The organism is Streptomyces sindenensis, from assembly GCF_014649035.1.
In the GTDB taxonomy this organism is placed as follows: Bacteria; Actinomycetota; Actinomycetes; order Streptomycetales; family Streptomycetaceae; genus Streptomyces; species Streptomyces sindenensis.
In genome coordinates this window covers 159,035-174,803 of the sequence record NZ_BMSG01000014.1, presented here as the reverse complement: position 1 = coordinate 174,803, position 15,769 = coordinate 159,035, and the positions used below count along the sequence as shown (strand labels likewise).

General features: G+C 70.9%; 13 protein-coding genes and 1 rRNA gene. 8 read left to right on the top strand and 6 right to left on the bottom strand.

Annotation, left to right across the window (positions count from 1 at the left end):
• Positions 1-104 precede the first annotated feature (104 nt).
• A 5S ribosomal RNA gene (rrf, locus tag IE145_RS17760) occupies positions 105-221 on the top strand.
• Positions 222-341: 120 nt separating this feature from the next.
• Here rrf and IE145_RS17755 read toward each other — a convergent pair.
• The 5 genes from IE145_RS17755 to IE145_RS17735 are packed head-to-tail and all read right to left on the bottom strand — an operon-like array spanning position 342 to position 5,843.
• The gene (locus IE145_RS17755; RefSeq protein WP_189526039.1) at positions 342-1,655 is read right to left on the bottom strand and encodes a DUF58 domain-containing protein; all 1,314 of its coding nucleotides are present in this window, start codon (positions 1,653-1,655) and stop codon (positions 342-344) included.
• Positions 1,656-1,665: 10 nt separating this feature from the next.
• Positions 1,666-2,694, bottom strand: coding sequence for an AAA family ATPase (locus IE145_RS17750; RefSeq protein ID WP_373296599.1), 1,029 nt, complete (start codon positions 2,692-2,694; stop codon positions 1,666-1,668).
• Entirely contained in the window at positions 2,691-3,941 is a 1,251-nt protein-coding gene (locus tag IE145_RS17745; RefSeq protein WP_189526037.1) for a DUF4350 domain-containing protein, read from the bottom strand. The genes IE145_RS17750 and IE145_RS17745 overlap by 4 nt, the downstream gene beginning before the upstream one ends.
• A complete protein-coding gene (locus IE145_RS17740; RefSeq protein ID WP_189526035.1) occupies positions 3,938-4,627 on the bottom strand; it encodes a DUF4129 domain-containing protein in 690 nt (229 codons plus the stop codon). Before IE145_RS17740 ends, IE145_RS17745 begins: the two co-directional genes overlap by 4 nt.
• A 4-nt stretch (positions 4,628-4,631) precedes the next feature.
• Complete coding sequence (locus tag IE145_RS17735) at positions 4,632-5,843, bottom strand: DUF7847 domain-containing protein (protein WP_189526033.1); 1,212 nt, start codon at positions 5,841-5,843, stop codon at positions 4,632-4,634.
• A gap of 140 nt (positions 5,844-5,983) precedes the next feature.
• Here IE145_RS17735 and mtnA point away from each other — a divergent pair, with 140 nt between their 5' ends.
• The 7 genes from mtnA (at position 5,984) to IE145_RS17700 (ending at position 14,480) form a co-directional block, all read left to right on the top strand.
• A complete protein-coding gene (gene mtnA / locus IE145_RS17730; RefSeq protein WP_189526031.1) occupies positions 5,984-7,126 on the top strand; it encodes an S-methyl-5-thioribose-1-phosphate isomerase in 1,143 nt (380 codons plus the stop codon).
• A gap of 4 nt (positions 7,127-7,130) precedes the next feature.
• Entirely contained in the window at positions 7,131-7,820 is a 690-nt protein-coding gene (mtrA, locus tag IE145_RS17725) for a two-component system response regulator MtrA (protein WP_189526029.1), read from the top strand.
• A 1-nt stretch (position 7,821) separates the two neighbouring features.
• Entirely contained in the window at positions 7,822-9,855 is a 2,034-nt protein-coding gene (mtrB, locus tag IE145_RS17720) for an MtrAB system histidine kinase MtrB (protein WP_189526020.1), read from the top strand.
• A gap of 28 nt (positions 9,856-9,883) precedes the next feature.
• On the top strand, positions 9,884-11,719 hold the full coding sequence (locus IE145_RS17715; RefSeq protein WP_506005043.1) for an LpqB family beta-propeller domain-containing protein: 1,836 nt from the start codon (positions 9,884-9,886) through the stop codon (positions 11,717-11,719).
• A gap of 64 nt (positions 11,720-11,783) precedes the next feature.
• A complete protein-coding gene (locus IE145_RS17710) occupies positions 11,784-12,527 on the top strand; it encodes a ComF family protein (protein ID WP_189526018.1) in 744 nt (247 codons plus the stop codon).
• 327 nt (positions 12,528-12,854) lie between these two features.
• The gene (hpf, locus tag IE145_RS17705; protein WP_006124981.1) at positions 12,855-13,544 is read left to right on the top strand and encodes a ribosome hibernation-promoting factor, HPF/YfiA family; all 690 of its coding nucleotides are present in this window, start codon (positions 12,855-12,857) and stop codon (positions 13,542-13,544) included.
• A gap of 183 nt (positions 13,545-13,727) precedes the next feature.
• Complete coding sequence (locus IE145_RS17700; RefSeq protein ID WP_189526016.1) at positions 13,728-14,480, top strand: response regulator; 753 nt, start codon at positions 13,728-13,730, stop codon at positions 14,478-14,480.
• Positions 14,481-14,501: 21 nt separating this feature from the next.
• On the opposite strand, the gene IE145_RS17695 is transcribed toward IE145_RS17700, so the two are convergent.
• Positions 14,502-15,689, bottom strand: coding sequence for a winged helix-turn-helix domain-containing protein (locus IE145_RS17695; RefSeq protein ID WP_189526015.1), 1,188 nt, complete (start codon positions 15,687-15,689; stop codon positions 14,502-14,504).
• Between the last annotated feature and the right edge of the window lie 80 nt (positions 15,690-15,769).

Here is a 15,769-nt window from a genome sequence, read left to right as displayed (position 1 = left end):
TACTAATAGGCCGAGGGCTTGTCCTCAGTTGCTCGCGTCCACTGTGTTAGTTCTGAAATAACGAACGGCCGTGTTGTTGTCCGGTGTTCATAGTTTCATAGTGTTTCGGTGGTCATTGCGTTAGGGAAACGCCCGGTTACATTCCGAACCCGGAAGCTAAGCCTTTCAGCGCCGATGGTACTGCAGGGGGGACCCTGTGGGAGAGTAGGACGCCGCCGAACAATCATTGTGGGAAAGCCCCGTGCCCTTGTGGCACGGGGCTTTTCTGCGTTTTGGGACCGTAGTACCAGGCCTGAACCTGCGGCCAGCCCATCCCCCTCCCCGGCCGGCCCGCAGGCCCCTCAGAGGCGACCTGCGGCCTTCAGAGCCAAGTACGTGTCGGCCAGCGCGGGAGCGAGATTGTCGGGAGTGGCGTCCACAACGATGACGCCATGGCGACGAAGTCTGTCCGCCGTGCGGTAACGGTCCGCCTGGGCCTGGCCGGCGGCTGCCGCGTCGTACACCGATTCCACTGTTCCCCGTGCGTTGGCCATTTCCTCGATCCGAGGGTCGGAGACCGCGGCCACGAGAACGGTGTGGCGCTGGGTGAGCTGGGGCAGCACCGGGAGAAGCCCCTCCTCGATGGGGGCGGCCTCCAGCGTTGTGAGGAGCACGATCAGCGAACCGCGCGGGGCGTCCGTGAGGGCGGCATTGCTCAGGCCGCGGGCGTCCGTCTCGATGAGCGCGGGCTCCAGCGTCGCCAGCGTGTTGATGACAGTGGGCAGAACATTGCCCGAGGCTGTTCGGCCTTGGACACGGGCTCGGACCTGGCGGTCATAGGCGAGGAGGCTGACGCGGTCGCCCGCCCGCACCGCTAGTGCGGTGAGAAGGAGAGTGGCGTCCATCGAGGCGTCCAGGCGGGGTACGTCACCGACCCGGCCGGCCGACGTACGCCCGGTGTCGAGGACGATCAGGATGTGTCGGTCACGCTCGGGCCGCCATGTTCGGACCGCTACGGAGGACTGGCGTGCGGTGGCCCGCCAGTCGATGGAGCGGGTGTCGTCTCCCGGTACGTAGGCCCGCAGACTGTCGAACTCCGTGCCTTCACCCCGTGTCAGCACGCTGGTGCGGCCGTCCAGTTCCCGGAGCCTGGCGAGCCGCGACGGCAGATGCTTGCGGCTGGTGAACGGCGGCAGGACCCGTACGGTCCAAGGGGCTCGGTGCTGCCCTTGGCGTGCGGCGAGCCCGAGCGGGCCGTACGAGCGGACCGTGATGCGTTCTGCCTCCCGGTCGCCGCGACGCGTCGGGCGCAAAACGGTGACCAGACGTCGCTGTTCGCCGGCGGGGATCGTCAGCGTGTGACGGGAAGCGCGGCGTTCGGTGCCCGAGGCCCAGCTGCTGGGGGGCCAGGCGTCCCGCAGCTGGGCGCGCAAGCGCCGACGCGAGGTGTTGGTCACCGTCAGTTGCACCTCGGCCGTGTCACCGAGTCGAACGCTTGTATCGCCGGATCGAGTGAATCGAAGCGTTCGCACTGGCGCGGCCAGGGCGTAGTCGCACAGAATTGCCAGTGAGAGCGGGGCGTTGACTGCCAACATCCCGGTCCAGCTGGGGGCGAAGACGCCTACGGGGAGTGACCCCAAGGCGGCCAGCAGCGCGGTACGTCCGGTGAGGGCCATGGTCACCGCCTCATCGGGGTACAGGGACGTGGGCGAGCACTGAGGCGATGACGGAGTCGGGAGTGACTCCTTCCATTTCCGCCTCGGGCCGCAGTTGGATGCGATGACGGAGCGTGGGGAGCGCCAGGGCCTTCACGTCGTCCGGGATGACATAGTCCCGGCCGGTCAACCAGGCCCAGGCGCGAGCGGTCGACAGCAGTGCGGTGGTGCCTCGGGGAGAGACGCCGAGGGCGAGCGAGGGGGAATCGCGCGTGGCACGGCAGATATCCACGACATAGCCGGCGATCTCGGGGGAGACGGTCGTTTTCGCGACGGCCTCGCGTGCTGCTTCCAGATCGGCGGGTCCTGCGACGGGCCGTATCCCGGCGGCCTTGAGGTCGCGGGGGTTGAAGCCGTCGGCATGACGGGTGAGGACGTCGATCTCGTCCTGCCGCGAGGGGAGGGGAACCGTCAGTTTGAGCAGGAAGCGGTCAAGTTGGGCTTCGGGGAGGGGGTAGGTGCCCTCGTACTCGACGGGGTTCTGGGTCGCGGCGACAAGGAAGGGTTCGGGGAGCGGACGCGGCGTTCCGTCGACGCTGACCTGCCGCTCCTCCATCGCTTCAAGGAGGGACGACTGGGTCTTGGGAGGGGTGCGGTTGATCTCGTCGGCGATCAGCAGGTTGGTGAAGACCGGGCCGGGCTGGAAGGAGAACTCGGCGGTGCGCGCGTCGTAGACCAGTGACCCCGTGACGTCGCTGGGCATCAGGTCGGGGGTGAACTGGACGCGCTTGGTGTCAAGTTCGAGGGAGGCGGCGAGCGCACGGACCAAGAGGGTCTTGGCCACTCCGGGGACGCCTTCGAGGAGTACGTGCCCTCGGCAGAGCAGCGCGACGACGAGTCCGGTGACGGCGGGGTCCTGCCCGACCACGGCCTTGGCGATCTCGGAACGCAGAGCTTCCAAGGAGGCGCGGGCGCTGTCGGACGGCCCTGGTGCCGTGGGCATCACAGGGGGTGCCGTGGGCGCCGTGGGCTCGGCCGGCTCAGGGGTCGGGGCGCTCATGAAGTGCGTACCTCTCTTTCGAGGGCGTCGAGTTGATCGGCGAGGAGGACCAGGGCGGCGTCGGTGGAGGGAGCCGTGCCGTAGAGCAGAGCGATCAGGTCGCGGTCCGGGGCGGTGACGCGTGCGGACACGGCGGGGAGGAGGGCATCGGGGGTGTGTGCGTCACGGACAGGGACACCAACAAGCGGGGCGAGGCGTGTGCGGCCGGCGGCTCGGAGGGCGTCGGCGGCCCGGTCGCGGGCGTTGGCCTTGCGGTAGAGGAGGGAGCGGCCTTCGGCGGATTCGGATGCGCGGATGGCTACCGGCAGTCGTTCTGTCACCAGGGGGCCGAGTCGGCGGGCCCGCCAGACGGCGGCGAGGACAGCGGCGAGGGCGAGTTGGAGCGTTCCCCACAGCCAGCCGGAGGGGACGAGGTCGAGGAAGCTGCTTTCGTCGGCCGAGTCGTCCCTTGCTCCGCCCTCCGACCGTTCTTCGTCCCCGCCGCCGGGGGCGCCGTCATCGGTTGTCGCGGATGGATCGGTGAGAGAGGGGAGGTACCAGACGAGATGGGGACGGGAACCGAGGAGTTGCAGGGCGAGCGAGGCGTTGCCCTGCTGGTCGAGACGTTCGTTGTGGAGGAAGTCGGGGGCGCCGAGGACGACGGTGTCGCCGCCCGCTCCGGTCGGGAGGACGACCAGGCTGGGGATGCCTGCGCTCGGGTAGCAGGTGACGGCGGCCGGGTCCTGCGCCGTGTAGCGGGTGCCGCCCAGGTCCGCTGTGCCGGCCCTGCGGGCCGCGGGGAACTCGCACGACGGGGCGAGAGCGCTGACGGCGTGGTGCGCTTCGGCGCGGACACCGGGGGCGAGCCGGGCTGTGGCCCCCGGGCCCGGAGCGATCAGCAGGGTGCGTCCGGCGGAGGCGGTGGTCGCCGCGTTCAGCCTGAGCTGCTGCGAGCGGGTCAGGAGGTTGGGGCCGGCGACCAGGAGTGTGGTGTCGGGTCCGACCGCGGTGGTGGCCTTGTCGAGGGTGGTGGCCACGGTGATGGATACGCCGCGTTCCTTGAGGAGTTCGGCCACGGCACGGCTGCCCTTGGGGTCTGTGGAGCGGGGGTCGAGCTGTCCGTGGTTGGTGCCGGAGCGTACGGCGGCGAACGTGATGCCGGCGACGACGAGGATGAGGACGACCGCGAGGATGCCTCGGGCGCGGGTCCAGACCTGCCCGGGGGTGGGCGCGGTCGAGGTGGGCGAGACGGTGGTCGCCGCGGTCATCCGGTGACTCCTCGGGAGGTTCCGGGCAGCAGCGGCTTCGCCTCGTCGAGTTCGAGGTCGAGGGTGCGCAGCGACAGGTATGCCGACTGGTCCGCCGCGCGGCCGCCGTATGTCACGTCGTCGAAGCTCCGGGCGGCGGCGCGCAGCCGGGTCGTGTGCTCGGGGAGGGCGTGGCCCGCCTCGGCTGCGGCCTCGTCCGCGGTGCGGCCGGGGCGGGGGTCGAGCAGGGCGCGCTCCTCCAGGGACCGGACGATGGCGCGCATGCGTTCCTGGACGGCTTCGGTCCAGCGCAGGGCAGCAGCGTGCGCTTCGGCGGCGGCGCGGTGCTGGGCCGCGCTGCGGGGGCCCGTGCTGTCGAAGAGAGCGTCCGTGCTCCGGGAGGAGCGTTGCGGGGTGCCGAGCCGCCACCAGAGGGCGGCGGCGAGGCCGACGAGGATGACGACCAGGACGGCGAGTCCGGCCGGGCCGCCGGGGGCGGCCCCCGCGGCGGCGTCGAACACTCCGGCGACCCAGTCCCAGAACTGGTTCAGGGCGCGCTGGACGACGTTCGGGTCGTTCTCGTGGTACATCGGCTTGGACAGTTCGCTCTCGGCCGCCTCCCGTGCGGGAAGACGTGGCGTGTCCACGGGTATGTCGCCCGCCGCGATGTCCTGCCGTGCTGTGGTGATGCCCCCCGCCCCCGACACCGCATCAGCTCCTGGGTGTGTTGTCGCCGTAGCCGGGCATGCCGGCGGCTCGTGCGAGGTCGAGGTCCAGGGCTTCGCGGCGGATGCGCTGGTCCATGTAGAGAAGGGCCATCACGCCGGCGACGAAGGGGTAGATCAACGTCGAGACGATCACTTCGCCGATGCCGGTGACGATCAGGAAGGGCCAGCCGACGGAGGGGGCGGTGCCGCCGAAGAGGTCGCTGACCTCGGTTCCGTCGGCGACCACCGCGATGGCGGTGAACGGGATGGAGACGAGGAACGTCAGCAGGAAGGTCAGCAGATAGGTCAGGGCGAGGATCCCGAAGGTGCGCCACCAGGCGCCCCGGACCAGCTTCGCCGACCTGCGCAGCGCGGCCACGATGCTCTGCCGTTCCAGCATCAGTGCGGGAGCGGCGAGGGCGAAGCTCACGTTCAGCCAGAGCATCACGACGCAGGCGGCGGCGAAGCCGAGGAAGGCGAGAGCCGCTCCGGCCTCGGAGCCGAGCAACAGGCCGGGGCCGATGCCCACGGCCATGATGGCGGCCATGATCACGGCGACCAGCACGGTCAGCCCGAGCAGAGGGAGGACGCGGGGGCGGGCTTCGGCCCAGGAGTCGGCGAGGGTGGTGGGTCGGCCCAGCACGGAGCGGCTGATGATCACGGTGACGACCGACGCGGTGAAGAGCGTGGCGATCATCGAGAGGAGGGAGGCCGGGGCCAGGGAGATCAGCGTCGATCGGGCCGAGTCGGCGGTTTGGCGCAGGGCCTCGGTGCCGGTGGCGTTCGGGTCGATGGAGGTCGGTTCCGGCAGCAGGTAGCGCTGCATGAGGATGACGGCGATCTGAGTGATCACCGAGACCGTCAGGCTGAAGCCGAGGGCGGTACGCCAGTGGGCGCGCAGGGCGGACACCGAGCCGTCGAGGATCTCGCCGAGGCTCAGCGGGCGCAGCGGGATGACGCCGGGCTTCGCGGCCGGGGGCGGTCCCGCCCAGCCGTGCCGCTGCTGGCCGCCGCCCCAGCCGGGTGCGGGCGGCGGGGTTCCGGGGCCGCTGCCGGGGTTGCTCGGTGGGGACCACTGCCCGGGGGGCGGCTGCTCGGGGGACCACTGTCCCGTCGGGCCGCTTCCGTCCTGCGGGTCGGAGGGGCGGGGAATCGCCTTCTCCTTGCCGTCGGAGGGGGCAGATCCGGGCGACGCCCAGCCCGGAGAGTCGTTCATTCTCGCTCCTTCACCGTCCTGACCGCTCATCGGGGCGGCAGGTTGGCAGCCATCGTGCCACGCGCGGGTCGGGGGCGGACCAGCCGCTCCTTCTCGTTCGCACCTTCATATGCGGGTGGCTCACCGGGCAGACTGGACAGATGGCTGATCAGGACGCGCAATCATCGGTGGGCTTCGAGCCTCCCGCGCTCTCGGTACTCCGCTGGGACGAGCCTCCGGAGGGCCCCGTGCTGGTGCTTCTCGACCAGACGCGGCTGCCCGCCGAGGAGGTCGAGCTGGTGTGCACCGATGTGCCCGCGCTGGTGCGGGCGATCCAGACGCTGGCGGTGCGCGGGGCCCCGTTGCTCGGGATCGCCGGGGGCTACGGGGTGGCGCTCGCGGCGGCGCGGGGTTTCGACGTCGCGGAAGCGGCGGGACTGCTGGAGAGGGCGCGGCCCACCGCGGTGAATCTCGGCTACGGGGTGCGGAGGGTGGCGGCGGCCTACTGGGCGGCGGCCGGGAAGGGGGAGGGCGACGGGGCGGCAGCCGCGGCGGCGCTGGCCGAGGCGCGGGCGCTGCACCGGGAGGACGCCCGGGCCAGCAGGCGTATGGCCGAGTACGGCGAGGCGCTGCTGGAGGAACTGCTGCCGGGCCGTGCGTACCAGCTGCTGACCCACTGCAACACCGGGGCGCTGGTCTCGGGAGGCGAGGGGACGGCGCTCGCGGTGGCGTTGCGGGTGCACCGGCAGGGGCGGCTGCGACGGCTGTGGGTGGACGAGACGCGGCCGCTGCTCCAGGGGGCGCGGCTGACGGCGTACGAGGCGGCGAGGAACGGGCTGGCGTACAGCCTGCTCACGGACAACGCGGCGGGGTCCCTGTTCGCGGCGGGGGAGGTCGACGCGGTGCTCATAGGCGCCGACCGCATCGCCGCGGACGGTTCGGTGGCCAACAAGGTGGGGAGCTACCCGCTGGCCGTGCTCGCGAAGTACCACCACGTGCCCTTTATCGTGGTGGCGCCGACGACGACCGTGGATCTGGAGACCCCGGACGGCACATCGATCATCGTCGAGCAGCGTTCCGGGCAAGAAGTGACGGAGCTCACATCGCCGCAGGGTGTATTGGCCGGCGGCGGAGGCGGGATCGTCGTCGCACCCCTCGGAGCCCCGGCGTACAACCCGGCTTTCGATGTCACGCCGCCGGAACTGATCACGGCGATCGTCACCGAGGAGGGCGTCATTTCCCCGGTCACGGGGGTCGGACTGGCCGAGCTGTGTGCCAGGTCATCGCAGGTAACGATTAGCTAATGGGATGATGTCGATTATGAAGGGACGCGTCCTTGTCGTCGACGACGACACCGCACTGGCCGAGATGCTCGGGATTGTGCTGCGTGGAGAAGGTTTCGAGCCGTCGTTCGTAGCGGACGGCGACAAGGCACTGGCCGCATTTCGTGAGGCCAAGCCGGACCTGGTGCTGCTCGACCTCATGCTGCCCGGTAGGGACGGCATCGAGGTGTGCAGGCTGATCAGGGCCGAGTCCGGTGTGCCGATCGTCATGCTCACTGCCAAGAGCGACACCGTCGATGTCGTGGTCGGCCTGGAATCCGGGGCCGACGACTACATCGTCAAGCCGTTCAAACCTAAGGAGTTGGTCGCCCGGATCAGGGCACGTCTGCGGCGGTCCGAAGAGCCCGCGCCGGAGCAGCTGATCATCGGTGACCTGGTCATCGACGTGGCCGGCCACTCCGTGAAGCGGGAGGGGCAGTCGATCGCCCTGACGCCGCTGGAGTTCGACCTGCTGGTCGCGCTCGCCCGCAAGCCGTGGCAGGTCTTCACCCGTGAGGTCCTGCTGGAGCAGGTGTGGGGTTACCGCCACGCGGCCGACACCCGCCTGGTGAATGTTCATGTCCAGCGTCTGCGTTCCAAGGTCGAGAAGGACCCGGAACGGCCGGAGATCGTGGTGACGGTCCGAGGCGTCGGCTACAAGGCCGGACCGAGCTGAGATGGCCCGAGGCGGTGCTGCTCCGGGGCCCGGTGAGCCGGGAGTCCGTACGGAGCGGGCTGCCGGTCCGGGTCGGAAGGCGTCACGTATGAGCCGTTTCCTGCAGGGCGGCCGGTTGTTCGAGGACCGGACGCCCGGCGGGCCCGTACCGCGGTTGCTGATGCGGTGGGTGCGCCGTCCGTTGCTGCCCGCCGTCCGGTTGTGGCGGCGCAACCTGCAGCTCCGCGTCGTCGCGGGCACCCTCCTGATGTCGATCGGCGTCGTGCTGCTGCTCGGCTTCGTCGTCATCGGCCAGGTGCGCAACGGCCTGCTCGACGCCAAGGGCAAGGCCGCCCAGACCCAGGCCGCCGGCGGTTTCGCCGCGGCGCAGGAGAAGGCGAACGCTCCCCTCGTGCCCGGCGGTCAGGGGGGCGAGGGCGCCGACGACATGACCAACAGCACCTCCTGGCGCACCGAGCTCGTCGATCAGCTCGCCAGCGGCGGCAAGAACGCCTTCAACGTGGTGGCGCTCAGCGTGGACTCGGTCACCGAGGGTGCCAGCAGCCGTGCCGCGCGCGGTTCCGGCAGCGTCGAGGCGTCCAGCGTGCCCGAGCGCCTGCGGCAGAACGTCAGCAGGGGGCAGGGCGCCTACCAGACGTACTCCCTGATCCAGTACTCGTACGGCAACGAGTCGCAACCGGGGCTCGTCGTCGGCAAGCGGCTCTACGACATCGATCAGCAGCCCTACGAGCTGTACTACCTCTTCCCGCTCACGCAGGAGGAGAAGTCCCTGACCCTGGTCAAGACGACCCTGGCGACCGCCGGACTCTTCGTCGTCGTGCTGCTCGGGGCTATCGCCTGGTTCGTGGTCCGGCAGGTTGTCACACCGGTGCGGATGGCGGCCGGCATCGCCGAGCGGCTCTCCGCGGGCAAACTCCAGGAACGGATGAAGGTCACCGGCGAGGATGACATCGCCCGGCTCGGCGAGGCCTTCAACAAGATGGCCCAGAACCTCCAGCTGAAGATCCAGCAGCTGGAGGAGCTCTCCCGGATGCAGCGGCGGTTCGTCTCCGACGTCTCGCACGAGCTGCGGACCCCCCTCACGACCGTGCGGATGGCCGCCGACGTCATCCACGAGGCCCGCGCCGACTTCGACCCCGTCACCGCACGCTCCGCCGAGCTGCTGGGCGACCAGCTCGACCGGTTCGAGTCGCTGCTCGCCGACCTGCTGGAGATCAGCCGCTTCGACGCGGGCGCCGCGGCCCTGGAGGCCGAGCCGATAGACCTGCGGACCGTGGTGCACCGGGTGATCGGCGGTGCCGAGCCGCTCGCCGAGCGCAAGGGCACCCGGATCCTGGTCGTCGGCGACGAGCAGCCGGTGATCGCCGAGGCCGATGCCCGCCGTGTCGAACGCGTCCTGCGCAACCTCGTGGTCAACGCCGTCGAGCACGGCGAGGGCCGGGACGTCGTGGTGCGGATGGGCGTGGCACAGGGCACGGTCGCCGTGGCCGTCCGGGACTACGGGGTCGGGCTCAAGCCCGGCGAGGCGACCCGCGTCTTCAACCGGTTCTGGCGGGCCGACCCGGCGCGCGCCCGCACGACCGGCGGGACCGGCCTCGGCCTCTCCATCGCGGTCGAGGACGCCCGGCTGCACGGCGGCTGGCTCCAGGCGTGGGGGGAGCCCGGTGGCGGCTCCCAGTTCCGGCTGACCCTGCCGCGGACGGCGGACGAGCCCCTGCGCGGTTCGCCGATACCGCTGGAGCCCGAGGACTCGCGGCGCAACCGGGAGAACCGGGAGCGCGACGAGGCCGGATCGGGCACGCCGGGCGATCACCGCTTGATGTCCGTGCCGCCCCAGCCCGGCGCGGGCGCGCGTTCGCCGCTGCCCGTGCCCGGTCATGGGTCCGCCGCCCGTAGCGGCGCGCCCTCGTCGGTGCACCCCGCCGCGCTGCCCGGCAACGGAGCACGCGTCGTGGCACGCCAGGCCCCGGAACGCCCCGGCGGCGTGGGCGGCGCACAGGATTGCGACCAGGAGGACACCACTCGTGGGTACTGACCGCCGTTCGGGCGGCCATGGGCGGGCGGTGCTGATGACCGCGCTGCTGGGCTGCGGCGTCGTCGTGCTGGCCGGCTGCGGCTCGATGCCGGTGACCGGGGACGTCAAGGCGGTCGACGCCTCGCAGCCCGGGGACTCCCAGGTCCAGGTGTACGCGGTGGCACCCCGGGACGGCGCGCCGCCCGGCGAGATCGTCGACGGCTTCCTGGAGTCGATGACCAGTGACGACCCCGCGTTCGCGACCACCCGGAAATACCTGAGCACGGATGCCCGGCGCACCTGGCAGCCGGGCGGGAGCACCACGGTGCTGGCCCAGGCTCCCAACCGCAGCGGCCCCCTGCTCCACGATGAGGACAACCGGGCCACCCGGGACCGCGAGACGACCTTCACGCTGACCGGCGACAAGGTCGCGACGGTCGACGCCCAGAGCTCCTACCAGCCGCTCGCGCCCACCGCCTACGCCCAGACGCTGCACCTGGTGCTGGAGCAGGTGGCGGAGGGGAAGAAGGAGTGGCGCATCGACGTCGTGCCGGACGGCCTGGTCCTCGGGCAGTCCGACTTCAAGCGGCTCTACCGCTCCGTGAACAAGTACTACTACGCCAGCGGAGGTACGAACAGCCGGTCGACGCTCGTCGCCGACCCCGTCTACGTACGCAACCGGACAGATCCCGTCACGCGCATGGACACCGCGACGCAGACCGTCAGGACACTCCTCGCCGGTCCGACGAACTGGCTGCGGCCCGTGGTCGATTCCCGGTTCCCGACGGGGACCGCCCTGCGCAAGGGCGTCACCGCGCTGGCGCCGGACGACCAGAACGTCCTGAAGGTGCCGCTCAACAAGAAGGCCGAATCGGCGGGCCGTAGCGCCTGCCGGATGATGGCCGCCCAGGTGCTGTTCACGCTCCGCGACCTGACCTCGGCCCGGGTCGAGCGGGTGGAGCTGGAGGGTGGCGAGGGCCGGCTCTGCGCGCTGGACGCCGACGACGCGCTGGAGTTCTCCGCCGACCGTGGCTCCGAGGGGGCCGACAGCCCGTACTTCATCAACGAGAAGGGCCAGGTGGAGCGGATCCCCGGTGCCATCGACGGCACCGGGACGCCCGAGCCCGTGACCGGTCCGCTGGGAGCGGGCACCGTCCCGATGGGCTCCGTCGGGGTGGCCCGGGACGAGGAACGGGCCGCCGCGGTCTCCTCCTCGGGCCAGCACCTCTACGTGTCCTCTGTCGAGACGGAGGGCGAACTGGCCGATCCCCTCGTCACCAGCAAGGCGAAGAAGGCGGCCGACCGGCTGTCGCCGCCGAGCTGGGACGGCCGCGGCGATCTGTGGGTCGCCGACCGCGATCCGGCAGGCCCCAGACTGCTGCGGCTGGCCGGGGGCACGGGCGAGCCGCAGGAGGTCCGGGTGCCCGGTCTCGACGGCGCCCGGATCGAGGAGCTCCGGATGTCCGCGGACGGCGTGCGGATCGCCCTGCTGCTCACGAAGGACGGCCGGACGACGCTGAACATCGGCCGGGTGGAGCGCCGGGGGTCCTCCGTGGCACCCGAGATCTCGGTCGAGGACCTGCGCCAGGCCGCCCCGCAGCTCACGGACGTTTCGGCCATCTCCTGGTCGGGCCGCAGCCGTCTGGTGGTCGTCGGCAAGGAGGAGGGCGGCGTTCAGCAGGTGCGTTACGTGCAGGCCGACGGGTCCACGTCGGGCTCGGGCGCGCTCCCCGGCGTGAACCAGGTCGAGTCGGTCGCCGCGGCGGACGACGAACAGCTCCCGCTGATGGCCGAGACCGTCGGCGACGGCATTGTGAAGCTGTCGCCGGGGGACAACTGGCAGACGGTCCTCAAGGAGGGCAAGGCGCTGGTCTACCCCGGCTGATCCGGGAGTTCCGGGGTTTTCCACAGGGGTGGTCCGGTCCCCGTGGGCGCGGCACAGTGGGGTCATGCGGAACGTGTGGCACGAGCTGTCCGGTCTGCTTCTGCCGGTGGCCTGCGCCGGCTGCGGCAGACCGCGCACCGAGCTGTGCGCGGTCTGCCGGGCCGCGCTGCTCGGCGTGACCGCCCGCCGGGTCCGCCCCTCGCCCCGGCCCCCGGGACTTCCGGCGGTGTACGCGGCCGCGCCGTACGAGAACGCCGTACGCGCGGTTCTGCTGGCCCACAAGGAGCGCGGGGCACTCGGGCTGGTGAGGGTGCTCGGACGGGCCCTGGCGGGTGGTGTACGGGCCGGGAGGGGGCAGTCGGACGGTGCGGGGCCCCTGCTGCTGGTCCCTGTGCCCTCCGCGCGTTCCGTGACCGCGGCGCGGGGCCATGATCCGGTGCGCAGGATCGCCGTCACGGCCGCGCGGGAGCTGCGGCGCGCGGGTCTGCCGGCCCAGGTGCTTCCGGTGCTCCGGCAGCGGCGCGCGGTCGCCGACCAGTCGGGGCTCGGGGCGCGGCAGCGGCGGGCCAATCTGGCCGGCGCGCTGGAGCTCACGGCGGCGGGCGGGCGCCTTCTCCGGCGCGGACGTGTCTCTCACGGCCGGGTGATCCTGGTCGACGATCTGTTGACGACGGGATCGACGCTGGCGGAGGCGGCACGGGCCGTCGGCGAGGGGTGCGGAGCCGGTCGGGAGCCCTCCGCGCGCGTGGGGTGCCGGGCGGCGGTCGTCGCAGCCTCTCCCTCCGCCTTCGAAACAAACCGGAACTGACCGAGAAACTGCATCGTTGCAGGTAATGAGGGGCCAATACCCCCTGAATGGAGGTACGTGCCAGTAGCGGGTGCCGAGACCCTGGTGCGCAGGCTATGTTCGGTTGTGAGGAACGGTGAATGCCGGACCTCGATGAATGCACCATGAGGTTTCGGGCAGGTAACTCACCGGTAGGAGAAGCACGCAAAGTCGGTGGGGTTGCGACCCCTCCGGCGGGGGAGGAGGAGGCGAAAGCCACCGAGTCCGAGGCCCTGGGGATCTCCGGGGCCTGGTGCAAAAGGGAGATGCTCCGCCACTGAGCGGGGCGATCCGGGAACGGAGTTCTGCGTGGACATCGTCGTCAAGGGCCGCAAGACCGAGGTGCCCGAGCGGTTCCGCAAGCACGTGGCCGAGAAGCTGAAGCTGGACAAGATCCAGAAGTTCGACGGCAAGGTGATCAGCCTCGACGTCGAGGTGTCCAAGGAGCCGAATCCCCGTCAGGCCGACCGTTCCGACCGGGTGGAGATCACGCTCCGCTCCCGGGGGCCGGTCATCCGGGCGGAAGCGGCGGCGGGCGACCCTTACGCAGCGCTCGACCTGGCCACCGGAAAGCTGGAGGCCCGGCTGCGCAAGCAGCACGACAAGCGCTACAGCCGCCGTGGCAACGGCCGTCTGTCGGCTGCCGAGGTCGGGGACGTCGTCCCCGGCGTGGCTTCGTTCGACGAGGACGGTGAGCTGGTCGGCGACCAGTCGCCGGCGCCCGTCCCCACCACGAAGATCGGCTCGCTCGAAGTACAGGGCGAAGGGCCGCTCGTGATGCGCGAGAAGACCCACACCGCCGCACCGATGTCGCTCGACCAGGCGCTCTACGAGATGGAACTGGTCGGCCACGACTTCTACTTGTTCGTCGACTCCGAGACGAAGGAGCCCAGCGTCGTCTACCGGCGACACGCCTACGACTACGGCGTCATCCACCTGAGGACCGACCCGCTCGCCGCGGACGAGGCAGGCGGCGCGGGCGGTGCGCTCGGCGGCTGAGGCCACATCAACCGGGTGCCCCCGGGGCGTTTTCACGCCACCGGGGGCACCCGCGCACGGGCACAGGACCACCGTGCCGGGTCCGGGGCATGAAATCATGGCGGACCGAGCCAATCGGTGTTCCGTGAGGTGCCGTTGGCGAACGACCGACACTTCAGGCCGTGGCCTTCAGGGGGAGGAACGATGGCGGACACCTTCGGGCCCGTGCGTGATGCGAACGACTCCGACGACTCCGGCGCGTACACCGGGGCGGACGCGGACGACGCCGCACGCAAGGAGCCCATCAGGGTCCTCGTGGTCGATGACCACGCGCTCTTCCGCAGGGGTCTGGAGATCGTCCTCGCGCAGGAGGAGGACATCCAGGTCATCGGCGAGGCCGGGGACGGATCCGAGGCGGTCGACAAGGCCGCCGACCTGCTTCCCGACATCGTGCTGATGGATGTCCGGATGCCCAAGCGCGGTGGCATCGAGGCCTGCACCGCCATCAAGGAGGTGGCCCCCAGCGCGAAGATCATCATGTTGACGATCAGCGACGAGGAGGCCGACCTCTACGAGGCGATCAAGGCGGGCGCGACCGGATACCTCCTCAAGGAGATTTCCACCGACGAGGTCGCCACAGCCATTCGCGCGGTCGCCGACGGCCAGTCCCAGATCAGCCCTTCCATGGCCTCCAAGCTGCTCACCGAGTTCAAATCGATGATCCAGCGCACCGACGAGCGACGGCTCGTTCCGGCGCCCCGGCTCACCGATCGGGAGCTGGAGGTGCTGAAACTCGTGGCGACCGGCATGAACAACCGGGATATCGCCAAGGAGTTGTTCATCTCCGAGAACACGGTGAAGAACCACGTCCGCAATATCCTGGAGAAACTGCAGCTGCACTCCCGGATGGAAGCCGTGGTCTACGCCATGCGCGAGAAGATCCTGGAGATCAGGTAGCCGGCCGACGCGGGCGGCCGGTCAGCGAAAGGCGCGCTGGAGTGCGTGGCCGATCTCCGTCCTGAGCGGCTCGCGCAGCTCCGGTGCGTCCACCCGGTCGATCCGGATGTCCGTGCAGCCCACCCAGGCCGCCGCCTCCACCAGCGCCTCGGCCATCGGGGCCACCGCCTTAGGTCCGGCCAACGACGCCTGCTTGGCGACCAGCGTGGTCCCCTCGCGCGCCGGGTCGACCCGGCCCTGGAGCTTCCCGCCCGCCAGCAACGGCATGGCGAAATAGCCGTGGATCCGCTTCTGCTTGGGCACATAGGCCTCCAGCCGATGCGTGAAGCCGAAGATCCGCTCGGTGCGCGCCCGCTCCCAGATCAGGGAGTCGAACGGCGACAGCAGCGTCGTACGGTGGCGGCCGCGTGGCTCCTTGGCCAGGGCCTCCGGATCCGCCCAGGCGGGCTTCGTCCAGCCCTCCACCACGACCGGGACCAGTCCCGAGTCCGCCACCACGGCGTCGAACTCCTCGCCCTTCAGCCGGTGGTAGTCCGCGATGTCGCCACGGGTGCCGACGCCCAGGGACCTGCCCGCCAGCGCGACCAGCCGCCGCCGGCACTCGGCGTCGCTCAGCTCGTCGTGCAGCAGGGCGTCCGGAATGGCCCGCTCGGCCAGGTCGTAGACCCGCTTCCAGCCGCGCCGCTCGGTGCACACCACCTCGCCGTACATCAGGGCCCGCTCGACGGCGACCTTGGACGCCGACCAGTCCCACCACTCGCCGCCGTTCTTCGCGCCGCCCAGCTCGGTGGCCGTCAGCGGGCCCTCGTCGCGCAGCTGCTTGATCACGGTGTCGTACACCCCGTCGGGCAGATCGTGGTGCCAGTGCGGGCGGGAGCGGTAGGCACGCCGGCGGAACGCGAAGTGCGGCCACTCCTCGACGGGCAGGATGCACGCGGCGTGCGACCAGTACTCGAAGGTGCGGCCGCCCGACCAGTAGGCGTCCTCCACCGTCCGGCGGCCCACCGGGCCGAGCCGGGCGTAGGGGATCAGCTCGTGCGAGCGGGCCAGCACCGAGATCGTGTCCAGCTGGACCGCGCCGAGATGGCGCAGTACCCCCGGCACCCCCGCCCGGCGGTCCGGTGCCCCCAGGAAGCCCTGGGCGCGCAGGGCTATGCGGCGGGCCTGGTCGGCGGAGAGTTCGACTGCGGGAGGAGGCACAGGCGTCATACGTCGAACCCTAGACGCCGCCACTGACAGTCCGGCCCCGCAATCCGCCCGTCAATCACGGGCCCCGGCGCCCCGGGGGA

Bases quoted from the DNA above. Each gene is read 5' to 3' on its own strand.
- IE145_RS17755 (WP_189526039.1), bottom strand. From the start codon at position 1,655: ATGGCCCTCACCGGACGTACCGCGCTGCTGGCCGCCTTGGGGTCACTC.
- IE145_RS17750 (WP_373296599.1), bottom strand. From the start codon at position 2,694: ATGAGCGCCCCGACCCCTGAGCCGGCCGAGCCCACGGCGCCCACGGCA.
- IE145_RS17745 (WP_189526037.1), bottom strand. From the start codon at position 3,941: ATGACCGCGGCGACCACCGTCTCGCCCACCTCGACCGCGCCCACCCCC.
- IE145_RS17735 (WP_189526033.1), bottom strand. From the start codon at position 5,843: ATGAACGACTCTCCGGGCTGGGCGTCGCCCGGATCTGCCCCCTCCGAC.
- mtnA (WP_189526031.1), top strand. From the start codon at position 5,984: ATGGCTGATCAGGACGCGCAATCATCGGTGGGCTTCGAGCCTCCCGCG.
- mtrA (WP_189526029.1), top strand. From the start codon at position 7,131: ATGATGTCGATTATGAAGGGACGCGTCCTTGTCGTCGACGACGACACC.
- mtrB (WP_189526020.1), top strand. From the start codon at position 7,822: ATGGCCCGAGGCGGTGCTGCTCCGGGGCCCGGTGAGCCGGGAGTCCGT.
- IE145_RS17710 (WP_189526018.1), top strand. From the start codon at position 11,784: ATGCGGAACGTGTGGCACGAGCTGTCCGGTCTGCTTCTGCCGGTGGCC.
- IE145_RS17700 (WP_189526016.1), top strand. From the start codon at position 13,728: ATGGCGGACACCTTCGGGCCCGTGCGTGATGCGAACGACTCCGACGAC.
- IE145_RS17695 (WP_189526015.1), bottom strand. From the start codon at position 15,689: ATGACGCCTGTGCCTCCTCCCGCAGTCGAACTCTCCGCCGACCAGGCC.